This is a genomic window from Comamonas koreensis (genome assembly GCF_014076495.1).
Taxonomy (GTDB): domain Bacteria; phylum Pseudomonadota; class Gammaproteobacteria; order Burkholderiales; family Burkholderiaceae_C; genus Comamonas; species Comamonas squillarum.
The window spans coordinates 1,541,583-1,554,288 of the sequence record NZ_CP043575.1 but is presented as its reverse complement, the minus strand read 5'-3'; the positions used below and the strand labels follow the sequence as shown (position 1 = coordinate 1,554,288).

Below are 12,706 nucleotides of genomic sequence, written 5' to 3'. Positions count from 1 at the left end.
TTTCGAAGGCGATGTCAGCGACCGAGGTACGGCTTACAGGCGGCTCCCTGGCTCAGCCAGTATCTGCAAGCCTGGGCTTGTCTTGGCAGGCAACGTGCGCCGCAACACGGTGCCCGTCCGACTTCCTTGGTAAGCACCCTGCTCGTAGGCGATGGCGCCATTGACAATGACACAGTCGATGCCGACAGCGGGCTGTTTCGGATCGTCATAGGTAGCGGTATCACGCACGGCCTGGGGATCAAACACGCACAGGTCTGCGTAATGGCCTTCGACCAACACACCTCGCTTTTCGATACCAAAGACCTGGGCAGTGAGGCCCGTCATTTTCCAGACGGCGGTCTCCAGCGGGAACAGGCCCAGATCACGGCTGTAGTGCCCCAGCACGCGGGGGAAGGTACCCCACAGGCGCGGGTGCGGTCGCTCGTTGGAGGGCACGCCATCTGAGCCAATCATGGTGGGAGCAAACTGCAAAATGCGCTGCACATCACCCTCATCCATGTTGAAATAAATGGCGCTGGCCGGTTGCAGGCGGTTGGAGGCTTCGGCGCGAGACACCTGCCAGTCCCTGGCGATGTCGCCCAGCTCCTTGCCTTGCAGTTCGGGATGAGGTCCGCTGTCGGCTATCACGATCTTGCCGGACAAGCGCTCTTCCTGCAGGTGCAGCATGGTGGAGCTGGCGTGGTAGGGATAGCAATCAAGTGCCACGCACTGGCAGTGCATGGCCGCTTCGATCTGCGGCAATGTCTGCGCCGAATTCCCCCAGTTGGCCTGACCCTGCAGCTTGTGGTGCGAAATGACGACGGCGGCCTGCGCGTGCTGTCCAATCTGCAAGGTCTCATCAATCGACTGCTGGCTGTGCACAGCCTCGTCACGCATATGACTCACATACAGCGCGCCAAATTCGGCCAAGGGTTGGGCTACATCGCACACCTCTTGCATGGTCGCAGCTGCAGCGGGCGGGTAATAGGTGCCCGATGACAGCCCCACTGCTCCAGCCACCAGCGCCTCACGCAGCAATGCCCGCATTTGAACAATTTCTTCCGCAGTGGCCGCCCGGTTCAGGTCTGCCATTGCCAACACCCGCAGGTTGGTATGGCCCACCAGCGGAATCACATGCACCGCAGGCGGTGATGTGCGCAGCGTCTGCGCATAGGCTTGAAAGGTCGTGAACCGCATGGCAGCATCGCTGAGCAGGTTCAGCGGCGCGGGCATCGGCGAATCCGGGTAGAGCGGCGCAGCGCTAATACCGCAGTTGCCGGTCACCACTGCCGTCACCCCTTGTGAGAGCTTGCACTCCATCTGCGGCTGCAGCAGCAGCGCCTGGTCGTCATGCGAGTGCGCATCAATAAAGCCGGGTGCCACTATCTTGCCGTTGGCGTCGATAACCCGATGGGCGGTGGCTGAGGACAGGTCACCCATGGCGGCAATCATCGTGCCTCGAATGCCTACATCGGCTCTGTAGCGGGGGCAGTTACTGCCGTCGATGACCACACCGCCTCGGATTACCACATCAAATGCCTGCGTCTTCATCTTGCTTGCTCGCCCAAAGATGCTTGCTCGCCCAAAGAGGATGGATGGATTCCCTGCACCAACGGAATGCAGTAGACAGGCGCGACCTCATTCCACCTTGGCACCACTTGCTTTCACCACGGCCCCCCATTGCGCACGCTCTGAGTCGGCCAGCGCCCCGAAATCCTCAGGAGCCCCCGCCAGCGGGATGTAGGCCATCTTTTCCAGCTGCGCCCTGATCTCGGGCATCTGGAGCACTTGGTTCAATGCCGTGTTCAGCCGCGTCAGCACCTTCTGCGGTGTGCCCGGTGGTACCAGCAACCCTCCCCATGCGTTCATTACAAATCCCTGGACACCCGCTTCCTGCATAGTCGGTATGTCTGGATACTGGGGGGAGCGCTCGGCGCTTGTCACGGCTAACGCGCGTACTTTGCCCGCTTGCAGCTGCGGCGCAGCGGTAACGATGTTTTCAAAGTAAAACTGCAAAGTGCCACCGACCAAATCGTTCAGTGCCTGAGGTGAGCCCTTGTACGGGACGTGCACTGCCGATTGCAGCCCCATCTTGGTTTTGAACCACTCCGCGCCCAGATGGCTGGTGGTACCAATGCCGCCGGACCCATAATGCACCGGCGCATCCGAGCTGTTGATATAGGTCACCAGTTCCGTCACCGATGTGGCGGGCACCAGGTTGTTGACCAGCAAGAAACTGCTGGTCGTGGCAATGCCCCCAACCGGCACCAGGCTGCGCGGGTCATAGGGCAGCCTGCTGAACAGAAACTCATTGGTTGTCAACGTCGCATTGTTGCCGTAGCCAAGCGTGTAACCATCGGGCGCCGCGTTGGCGAGCGCCTGCATGCCGATATTGCCCCCCGCCCCACCCTTGTTCTCGATCACCACCGGCTTGCCCAACTGCAGCGACAGCGCATTGCCGACCAAGCGAACCAATACATCGGGGCTGCTGCCAGCCACGCTGGGCACAATGATCTTGATGGGTTTATCAGGGTAGGCCGCGTGCGCGCTATAAGCCAGCAAGCCCGCAGCGACCATCAGCGAACGACGTGAAAACAGTGCAGCAGCCATGGCGTTTCTCCAGAAGATCGGAGTACAGGCGAAAGAACAGGCTGGTATGCCGACCGATCCCTCACACGCCCCCGGTTGAGCCTTGAGTCCTGCACGGCATAGCGTCCAAGACAGTGCCATTCTGCTCGGCATTCTTGCCAAAATCTCCTGAATTAACAGCAACATACCAAAGCAACATCTGCGGAATGCAGAAACGCATGGCTGACAGCCTCAGCGCCAAGCACAAAACGTCAATAAGAAAGCCCGTCAGCTTCGATGCCAACGGGCTCGGGTGCTATGGCTTGCCTAGCGATTAGCCGGCTTTATCAAATGCTTCTGCCAGCCTATCGACCGCCTGCTCAATCTGCGCCACATCGGGCGCGGCAAATGACAGGCGCATCGAATGCAGATGGGCGTTGTCGGCATAAAAGGCTTTGCCCGGCACAAAGATCACGTTGGCGGCGACGGCGGCATCAAACAGCTTTTGCGGATCGATGCGGGCATCAAACGTCAACCAGACAAACATGCCGCCAGCGGGCTGCACAAACTGCACCAGGTCACCCAGGCGCGCCTTCAGGCCCTGGGTCAAGGCCAGCATGCGGCGCTGGTATTCAGCGCAGGCCTTGGCGACGGCCTGGCCATAGCGGCCCGACTGCAGGTAGCTGGCGGCCACGGCTTGCGCCAGCGGCGAGGTGCAGAGGTCATTGGTCTGCTTGGCCACCGTGCAGCGGCGCAGCACGGCCGGGTCGGCCACCATCCAGCCCACGCGCAGGCCGGGGGCCACGGTCTTGGACAGGCTCGACAGGTAGACCACCGGGTTCTCAGCCTCGCCCACTTGCTGCTGGGCTGCGGCATAGACGGGGGCTGGGCGGGCGTCGGTGAAGGCCAGCTCGCCGTAAGGATCGTCCTCGACCACGACAAAGCCATACTGCAGCGCCAGCTGCACCAGGCGCTCGCGGCGCTGTTGTGTCAGCAAGGTGCCGCAGGGGTTGGAGAAGTTGGGCACGGTGTAGAGCAGCTTGGGGCGCTCGGCCACCGGCAGCGCAGCCAGCATGGCGGCCAGCGCTTCGACATCCAGGCCATCGCCGTCGACCGGCGTGCTCAGCATCCTGGCGCCCGCCTGGCGCAGCGCCGCAAGGGTGGCGGGGTAAGCCGGGGTCTCCACGCAGACGGCATCGCCGGGCTGAATCAGCACGCGCAGCAGCAGGTCAAAGCCCTGTTGCGAGCCGGTAGTCACCAGCATGTCAGCCGCTGTGCAGCGGATGCCCCGGGCCTGGCACTGGGCTGCCAGCTGCTCGCGCAGCGCGGGCGAGCCTTCGGTGGCGCCGTACTGCAGCGCGGTGGCGCCGGTGGTCATCGCCTGCGCGGCCGCCGCTGCCAGGCCTTCCTGGTCAAACAGGCTGGGCGAGGGATAGCCACCCGCCAGCGAGATCATGCCCGGGCGGCTCAGGTAGGGAAACAGCTCGCGGATGGGCGAGCCCTGGGGGTTGGCGAATGCGGGAGTGAATTGAAAAAAGGACATGGCCTTGTCTCGCTGGGTTGTCTCTGGTTGTTGTTGGCCATGTCTGCCAACGCAGGCATGGCCAGGGTCTTAGTTTTTGGCCGTGCCCAAATCCACGGTGCCGCAAAGGTGCTGGGGGTCTAGCCGGTCGCGCCAGCCATCGGCCCATTGCTGTAGCAGCGGCGGCGTAAAGCGTTGGTAATAGGCCAGGTTGTGGGGGCCCACGCCATGCTCGGCGCTGTAGCTGCCCGCAAAGTCCTGCACCACCATGCCATAGATGGCATCACGCAGGCGCTGCACCACGGCCGGGTCGTACTGTTCGGGGGCATCCTTGCGCCAGATGACGTTGAAGTGCACACCGCCATCGGCGATATGGCCAAAGTCCACCACCGTGAGGAAGGGGTAGTCGCGCGCCACCAGTTCGCGGCCTTTGCGGCAGAACTCCATGATGCGCGAGCGCGGCACCGACACATCAAACGCAATGGGCTTGCCCAGCGCCCGCGCGCCTTCGCTGATGCTATGGCGCAGGTGCCACAGCTCGGTGGCATTGCCCAAGGCTGCGTTGACGATGGTCGCCTCGAACTGGTCTTCCAAGAAGCTGTTGAGCGCCTCTTGCAGATCCAGCTGGCTGTATTTGGCAGCGGCATTGGCCTCCAGCTCGACCAGGATGGCGAACTCGGGCGCATCGTCGGGCGCAAAGGGGTTGCGCAGGTTGGGCACATGGTCAATGGCCGCCTGCATCGCGTTGCCCGAGATGCCTTCAAACGCGGCAAGCCAATCGCCCAGGTCGCGCTCAAAGGCCTGCAGCAGCTCCATCACCGCCTCGTCCGAGGCCGGAACCACCAGCGCCGTGGCGCGCTGCGCCGGGCGGGCATGCACCTGGAGGGTGGCCTGCGTCACGATGGCGCCGGCCCCAGAGCCGCCGACAAACAGCTGCTTCCAGTCCACGCCGGTATTGTTCTTGCGCAGCGCGCGGCCCAGCTCCACCACCTCGCCGGGCGGGTCCATCAGCACCACTTGCAGCGCCATCAGGTTGGAGCGCACATCGCCGTAGCGAATCAGGCGCGTGCCACCGGTGTTGGTGGCCACCATGCCGCCGATCGAGGGGTTGGCCCCCAGGTCGATCGGAAACCACAGGCCATGGGCTTCGAGCTGGTCATTGAGCTCTTGCAGGGTGACGCCGGCATCGACGACCACGCTGCGGTTGGCCACATCGACCGCGCAGTGGCTGCGCAGGCGCGAGAGGCTCAGCACCAGCTGGCTGCCGCTCATGTCCGGCGTGCTGGCGCCCACCATGCCGGTGTTCGCGCCTTGGGGCAGCAGCGCAATGCCGCGCTCGGCGCACAGCCGCACCACGGCCTGCACCTGCGCCACATCGGCAGGGCGCACTACCAGGCGCGCACGGCCCTGGCCGTAGCGCGCGCCTTCTTCATAAGCGGCCATATCGGCGCCTTGCAGCACCCCTACTTCGCCCACGATGGCGTGCAGCGCGCTCAGCAGTTCGCTGTTGTCGCGGATGTCCAGGTCAGAGGCGGCCATCGCTCAGGCCACGCTTTCTGCCACGTCGGCTTGCGCCAGGGCCTGGCGCACCGCTTGCAAGGATGCATCCTGCATCGCCTGGTACAGCGCGATCTCGTCATGCACCTGGGCACCCAGGTCGGCCTCGAAGGCCTGCTGGGCCTGGTTGGCCTCGTAGTGCTTTTGCTCTTCGCCGCCCAGGTTGGACTGGAAGATACCGGCCGCGCTCACTGGCAGAAAGTCTTCGTACACGATGGGCTCGGCACGCACCACGCCATCGGCAATCAGGGTCTCGATATCGGCCGAGGCATCGCCCACCGGCTGCTGCAGCACATAGCGGTAAAAGGCCAGGCCTTGCTGGCGCATGGCGTCATGGCTGTCGGGGAAGGCGGCGAACGATGACTCCAGGCGGTCCTGGTAGTTGGCGCTGGCGCTGCCGGCATTGCCCATGCTGCGCACATTGGCCAGCAGGCTGTCGTACAGCGCGCGGCCCTTGCGGGTCAGGGCCACGCCGCGCTGCTCGATCTCGCCAAAGCGGGCGGTGTGCGTGCCCTGGTCGCCGCTGCCGGGGAAGTTCACGCGCTCCTGCAGCGCCTTGAAGCTGGTCTGGCGCAGCAGGATCGGGCAGGCGCGGCGGGGTGGGCCTTCGACCACCTCCTTGGCATCCATGCCATGGACGGGCATGCCCAGCTGGGCGGCGTCGATATCCAGGGTGCGCGGCGTCAGGTGGTTGATGTGCGGGCCCTTGAAGCAGACCACATCGGCCACCAGGCGGTGCGCCTTGTGCAGCTTGTCGTAGGTGGCGGCATCCACGGTCGCCTCGCTGTGCCAGCGGAAGGTCTCCAGCGCTTCGCGCACGAACTCGTCGGCCTCTGCATCGCTCAGGCCACCAGCGGCTTCGCACTGGGCGATCAGCGCCAGCGCGCGTTCGGTAAAGATCTGGCGGCGGGCCAGAATCTCCGCGGCTTGCGCGCGCAGCGCTTCATCGGCGAGCAGGTCCAGGCGCAGCAGCGAGGTGAACACGCGAAAAGGGTTGCGGTTGAGCGAGCTGCCCAAGACCGGCCGGAAGGCGGTGGAGTGCACCGGCACGCCCGCCACCGACAGGTCGTAGTAGCCCACGGCCTCCATGCCCATCACGGCAAACAGGCGGCGCAGGGTGGACAGCTCTTCCTTGGTGCCCACGCGGATGGCGCCATGGCGCTCCACATCCAGGCGGTCCAGCTCGTCGGCCTGCGCCATTGCATTGGCCAGTGCGGGCTGGGCCTTGAGCACTTCAGCATTGACCTGGGCCACCAGCGCCATCAAGTTGCCGTATTGCGGCACTTCGTCGCGGTACATATCGGACATGGCGCGGGAGAAGCGCGAACGAACCTCATCGGGGTGCACAAAGTGGGTCATCGTGGGTACCAGATCAATAGCTAATAAAACGGGAAAACCGGGCCTTGGCGGCCGGCCAAAAAGCGGCTGGGCACCAAGACAACACTGCGCGTCATGCTAGGCAGAGCCTTGTGCCAGGTCAAACGACAATAGCGCGGCAAATTATTCCAATTACGCACAACATGGCGGGGGCCGGTGCCTGCGATGAAAAATGCGATGTTTGGCGCAGCCATCGCTGCCTGATAGGCGCGGCCTGCGGGCATAAAAAAACCCAGCCGGGGCTGGGTGGGGTGCAGGGTGCAAGCGCGCGGCTTACTGGTCCGCGTAGGCTTCCAGTGGCTTGTCGTTGGGCTCTTGCAGCAGCTTCTTCAGGGTATCGCTCATCGGCAGGTTCAGCGCCTGGCCCTTGGGCGGGATGGGTTGCATGAACCACTTGTCATAGACCTTGGCCAGCTCGCCGGACTTCATCATCTTGGTCAGGCTGTCGTCCACGGCCTTCTTGAAGGCCGGATCGTCCTTGCGGAACAGCAGCGCAATGGGCTCCGACCCCAGCGCCTCGCCGACGATCTTGTAGCCAGCCGGGTTGGCCGAGTTCGCGATCACACCAGCGAGCAGGTTGTCGTCGAGCACAAAGGCGTCAGCGCGGCCTGATTCGAGCAGCATGAAGCTCTCGAAATGGTCCTTGCCCAAGGTGGTGGGCAGGTTGATGCTGTTGTCCTTGGCGAACTTGCGCAGCAGCTGCACGGCGGTGGTACCGGCCGAGGCCGCCACCGTCTTGCCATCGAGCTGCTTGACGCTGGTGATGTTCGAATCGGCACGGACGGCTGCGCGCACCTGGCTCACATAGGTGGTCACGGCAAAAGCCACTTGCTTTTGGCGGCTCAGGTTGTTGGTGGTGGGGCCGCAGCCAATGTCCACGGTGCCGTTTTGCACCAGCGGCATCGTGTTCTGCGCCGTCAGCGCCATGTATTCGATCTTGGCCTTGGGCGCGATTTCCTTGAGCACGCGCTCGCACAGCTCAACGTGGTAGCCGCCAAAGGTCTGGTTGGAGCCAATCGCATAGGCCATCGGGGCCGAGCTCTCGCGCACGCCCACCACCACCTTGCCAGTGCTGTTGATCTTGTCAAAGGTGCTTTGCGCAAACGCCGCGCCGCCTGCGGCAAAAGCCACCGCCGCAGCCACCATCTTGATGCTGAATGTCATTGTGTACTCCTTGGAATGAACGAACGGGTATCCCGGCACCGGGCCAAGATGCCTCACCAGCTTTGCGATTGCGCTGGTCTTGGTGCGCTGCACATGCGCTTTAAAACAAAAAGGATGCGCCGGTTTTGCGCCAGCGCATCCAGCCTCCGAGTATTCCAGAGAGTCGCGCCAATCCCTAGCGCGTATTTAGAAGCATGTGTTGCTGTTTTGGAAACACCGTGCTGCACTGCCGTATCTCCACACGGCAGTGCCTGGCGAGCAGCGTCAGGGCGCCAGCCGGCTCACCAGCGCCACGGTCGAGGGATCCACGCCCTGCCAGTCACCCTGGTCGCGGCGCGCAAACAGGTCCTTGGCCAGTTGCTTGCCCAGCTCCACGCCCCACTGGTCAAAGCTGTTGATGCCCCAAAGGGCACCGCTGACAAACACGCGGTGCTCGTACAAAGCAATCAGCGCGCCCAGCGAGGTGGGGGTGAGCTTGTCCATCAGCAAGAAGCTGCTGGGGCGGTTGCCCGGGCAGTACTTGGGGCCTTGCTCTTCGGTGCGCCCCACCAGCAGCGCCTGCGCCTGCGCAATCGCATTGATCACCAGGTTGTTCTGGTGGCTGGCCAGGTTCTTGCCGCCCTCGCGCGCGGCGATGAACTCCACCGGGATCACATCGCGGCCCTGGTGGATCATCTGGAAAAAGGCGTGCTGGCCATTGGTGCCGGGCTCGCCCCAGACCACCGGCGACGTTGCATAGGGCAGCGGCTGGTTGTCTACATCCCGGCCCTTGCCGTTGCTCTCCATCTCCAGCTGCTGCAAATAGGCCGACAGCCGGCGCAGACCATGGCTGTAGGGCGCTACACAGCGTGTGGCAAAGCCGTGGAAGTTGCGGTACCAGACATCGAGCAGGCCCAGGCGCACCGGCAGGTTCTGCGCCAGCGGCGCGGTCTTGAAGTGCACATCCATGTCATGCGCGCCCTGCAGCAGCGCACGGAAGGACTCGGCCCCCACCGCAATCGCAATCGGCAGGCCGATCACCGACCACAGCGAATAGCGCCCGCCGACCCAGTCCCAGAAACCCAGCGTGGTGTCGATGCCAAAGGCAGCGGCCGCCTCGGTGTTGGTGGTCAGCGCCCAGAAGTGCTTGGAGATCGACAGCGCGGCGCTGCGGTCCTCGCTGCCGCCTTGCGCAATGAACCAGTCGCGCGCCGAATGCGCGTTGACCATGGTCTCCAGGGTCGTGAAAGACTTGGATGCGACCAGGAACAAGGTGCTCTCGGGCCGGGTCTGCGCCAGCACATGGCCCAGCTCATGCCCGTCCACATTCGAGACAAAGTGGAAGCGCTTGCCGGCAATGCGCCAGTCCTCCAGCGCATTGACCACCATGGCCGGGCCCAGGTCCGAGCCACCAATGCCGATGTTGACGATGTCGGTGATCTGCGGGTTGGCACGCACCTGCTCGGCCAACGCCAGCATCTGGGTCAGGCTGCTGTGCACATCGGCCAGCGCCGCATGCACCTCGGCGGAGCTGCCCGGTAGCCAGTTCTCCAGGCCCTGGGCGGGCTGGCGCAGCAGCCAGTGCATGGCGGCGCGGCCTTCGGAGGCATTGACCTCTGCCCCAGCAAACATCGCATCGCGCGCCTTCTCCAGGTCACAGTCGCGCGCCAGCTGCAGCAAAAGCTGCTGGCTGTGGCGGTCGATCAGGTTCTTGGACAGGTCGGCAAACAGATGGGGCGCTTGCTGGCTGAACTGGTCCAGTCGGGACGCATCGTCGGCAAAGGCCGCGCGCAGGTCCTGGCCTCGGCCCTCAGCGTCGTAGTATTTTTGCAGTTCTTGCCACGCGGGGGTTTCATCGCAGCGCTTGCGCTGTGTCGCACATTCTCGGTTCATAGGGCAGTGTAAATGGCTGCACGGGGCTGCCAGGCGGGCTGGCAGCCACCCGATCAGGCCGATTGCAACAACTTGTCGAGCTTGATGGCATCGGCGACAAAAGCGCGGATGCCTTCGGCCAGCTTTTCGGTGGCCATCGCGTCTTCGTTCAGTGCAAAGCGAAAGCCCGCCTCGTCATACTGCACATGCTCCAGCGACAGCGCCTTGGCCGCTTCGGCGTTCAGCGCGGGCTGCAGCGGTGCGTCAGCGGCGGCCAACTGGGCCAGCAGCTCGGGCGAGATGGTCAGCAGATCGCAGCCCGCCAGCGCGGTGACCTGGCCGATATTGCGGAAGCTCGCGCCCATCACTTCGGTCGTGATGCCGAAATGCTTGTAGTAATCGAATATGGCCTTGACCGATTTCACACCCGGGTCGTTGGCACCGGCCATCGCAGCTTCGTCCCAGTTGCTGCCAGCCTGCTTTTTGTACCAGTCGTAGATACGGCCGACAAACGGCGAGATCAGCTGCACCTGGGCCTGGCCGCAGGCGATGGCCTGGCACTGGGCGAACAGCAAGGTCAGGTTGGTGTGGATGCCCTGCGCTTCCAGCTCCTTGGCCGCCTGGATGCCTTCCCAGGTGGAGGCGATCTTGATCAGCACGCGGTCGATGTGCACGCCCTCGGCCTCGTACAGCGCGATGATGCGCTGGGCACGGGCCACTGTCGCGTCTGTGTCGAATGACAGGCGGGCATCGACCTCGGTCGACACACGGCCCGGGATGATGGACAGGATCTCGGCGCCAAAGCGCACCAGCAGGCGGTCCATCACCTCATCGAGCGGCTTGCCGCGGAACTTTTGCACGGTCTCCGTCAGCAGCGGCGCGTATTCGGCCTTCTGCACAGCCTTGAGGATCAGGGACGGGTTGGTCGTCGCGTCTTGCGGCTGGAACTGCGCCAGCTGGTGAAAGTCACCGGTATCTGCCACCACCGTGGTCAGCGCTTTGAGTGCATCGAGTTGGTTCATGGTCTGCTCTTGGTCCATATCCGGTTAGCCGTGCTTGTCTGCCCCTACGCGTTGCAGCCAACACGGGGGGCGCTCAAGCTTAACCGAACTTATGTGCGGTTGAGGGGTGGATGCATTCTACGTCTTCTCCCCGAACATGAAACTGAGTTACATTAATCCCTGCCTTGATGTTCAGGAAGTTTCATGCGTTTTGATCTGGTTTTATTTGGCGGCACCGGCGATCTGGCCTGGCGCAAATTGCTGCCCGCGCTGTTTCAATCTTTCCGCCACGGCAGCCTGCCTGCGGGCGGGCGCATCATCGGCGTGGGCCGAGGGGCAATGAGTGACGACGAGTACCGCGCGCTGATCGCCCAGCGGCTGGCCGAGGTCGAGGCCGACAAGCGGCCCAGCGACGCGGAATTTGCCCGCTTTGCCCAGCACCTGCACTACCTGCGCATGGACCTGTCGCAACCGGCCGACTATGCCGCGCTGCGCGAGCTGCTGCAGGCGCGCGATGCCGACACCGTCGTGATGTACCTGGCTACCGCTCCCTCGCTGTTCACCACCGTTTGCGAGCAGCTGGGCGCAGCGGGCCTGGCCACCGAGCGCACCCGCGTGGTGCTGGAAAAGCCGCTGGGCCATGACCTGCCCTCGAACCGCGCGATCAATGCAGCGGTGCGCGAGGTGTTTTCCGAGGCGCAGATCTTCCGCATCGACCACTACCTGGGCAAGCCCTCGGTCCAGAACCTGCTGGCGCTGCGCTTTGGCAATGCCATCTTCGAGCCCCTGTGGCGGCGCGAGAACATTGCCAGCATCGAGATTACGATGGCCGAGCAGCTGGGCGTGGAAAAGCGCGGCGAGTTCTACGAAAGTACCGGCGCGCTGCGCGACATGGTGCAAAACCATGCGCTGCAGCTGCTGTGCGCGATTGGCATGGAGCCACCCATCAGCGCTGACGCCGATGCGATCCGCAATGAAAAGCTCAAGGTGCTGCAGTCACTCAAGCGCTGGACACCGGAGACGGTGAGCCGCGACGTGGTGCGCGGCCAGTACGCGGCAGGCCAGATTGCCGGCAAGCCGGTGCCGGGCTACCGCCAGGAAGAAGGCGTCTCGCCCACCAGCCAGACCGAGACCTTTGTCGCGCTGCGCACCGAGATCAGCAACTGGCGCTGGGCCGGTGTGCCCTTTTTCATCCGCACCGGCAAGCGCCTGGCCGGGCGCGAGGCCTCGATCGTCGTTCATTTCCGCCAGGTGCCCCATGCCATCTACCGCACGCCGCTGGGCGCGGCCAATCGCCTCACCATCCACCTGCAGCCCAAGGATGGCCTGACCCTGCAGCTGATGGCTGCTGCGCAAAGCCAGGCCGATACCGGCGGTGTGCAGACCTTGTCGCCCGCCGCGCTGGATCTGGACTTTGACCAGCGCTTTGGCACCGAGCGCGTGGGCGCCTACGAGCGCCTGCTGCTCGACGTGATCGCTGGGCGCCTGAACCTGTTTGTGCGTGCCGACGAGCAGGAGGCCGCTTGGCAGTGGGTGGAGCCGATTCTGGAGACCTGGCAGCAGGCCAATGCCCGCGGCGAAAGCCCGCGCCCCTATGTGGCCGGACATTGGGGCCCGGGCGCTGCCAGCGCACTGGTCGCGCGCGACGGCCACAGCTGGATGGAAGAGTTTTGAGCACCGCTACCAC

The 12,706-nt window shown here is 63.9% G+C and carries 9 protein-coding genes; 1 reads left to right on the top strand and 8 read right to left on the bottom strand.

Going from position 1 to position 12,706, the window contains the following annotated elements; translation table 11 throughout:
* Positions 1 to 33: 33 nt before the first annotated feature.
* The 8 genes from F0Q04_RS06985 to tal all read right to left on the bottom strand — a co-directional run bounded on the left by F0Q04_RS06985 (position 34) and on the right by tal (position 11,040).
* Complete coding sequence (locus tag F0Q04_RS06985; RefSeq protein ID WP_182345037.1) at positions 34 to 1,530, bottom strand: N-acyl-D-amino-acid deacylase family protein; 1,497 nt, start codon at positions 1,528 to 1,530, stop codon at positions 34 to 36.
* An 87-nt stretch (positions 1,531 to 1,617) separates the two neighbouring features.
* On the bottom strand, positions 1,618 to 2,589 hold the full coding sequence (locus tag F0Q04_RS06980; protein WP_165841114.1) for a Bug family tripartite tricarboxylate transporter substrate binding protein: 972 nt from the start codon (positions 2,587 to 2,589) through the stop codon (positions 1,618 to 1,620).
* A 292-nt stretch (positions 2,590 to 2,881) separates the two neighbouring features.
* A complete protein-coding gene (locus F0Q04_RS06975) occupies positions 2,882 to 4,090 on the bottom strand; it encodes a PLP-dependent aminotransferase family protein (protein ID WP_116924580.1) in 1,209 nt (402 codons plus the stop codon).
* A 69-nt stretch (positions 4,091 to 4,159) separates the two neighbouring features.
* Complete coding sequence (locus F0Q04_RS06970) at positions 4,160 to 5,608, bottom strand: FAD-binding oxidoreductase (protein ID WP_116924579.1); 1,449 nt, start codon at positions 5,606 to 5,608, stop codon at positions 4,160 to 4,162.
* A 3-nt stretch (positions 5,609 to 5,611) separates the two neighbouring features.
* The gene (locus tag F0Q04_RS06965) at positions 5,612 to 6,985 is read right to left on the bottom strand and encodes a VOC family protein (protein ID WP_182345036.1); all 1,374 of its coding nucleotides are present in this window, start codon (positions 6,983 to 6,985) and stop codon (positions 5,612 to 5,614) included.
* Between the two features lie 291 nt (positions 6,986 to 7,276).
* Positions 7,277 to 8,167, bottom strand: a complete 891-nt coding sequence (locus F0Q04_RS06960; RefSeq protein WP_116924577.1) for a transporter substrate-binding domain-containing protein — start codon at positions 8,165 to 8,167, stop codon at positions 7,277 to 7,279.
* 264 nt (positions 8,168 to 8,431) lie between these two features.
* Entirely contained in the window at positions 8,432 to 10,039 is a 1,608-nt protein-coding gene (gene pgi / locus F0Q04_RS06955; RefSeq protein WP_182345035.1) for a glucose-6-phosphate isomerase, read from the bottom strand.
* Between the two features lie 53 nt (positions 10,040 to 10,092).
* Complete coding sequence (gene tal, locus F0Q04_RS06950; RefSeq protein ID WP_182345034.1) at positions 10,093 to 11,040, bottom strand: transaldolase; 948 nt, start codon at positions 11,038 to 11,040, stop codon at positions 10,093 to 10,095.
* Positions 11,041 to 11,223: 183 nt separating this feature from the next.
* Here tal and zwf point away from each other — a divergent pair, with 183 nt between their 5' ends.
* The gene (zwf, locus tag F0Q04_RS06945) at positions 11,224 to 12,693 is read left to right on the top strand and encodes a glucose-6-phosphate dehydrogenase (RefSeq protein ID WP_182345033.1); all 1,470 of its coding nucleotides are present in this window, start codon (positions 11,224 to 11,226) and stop codon (positions 12,691 to 12,693) included.
* Positions 12,694 to 12,706 lie beyond the last annotated feature (13 nt).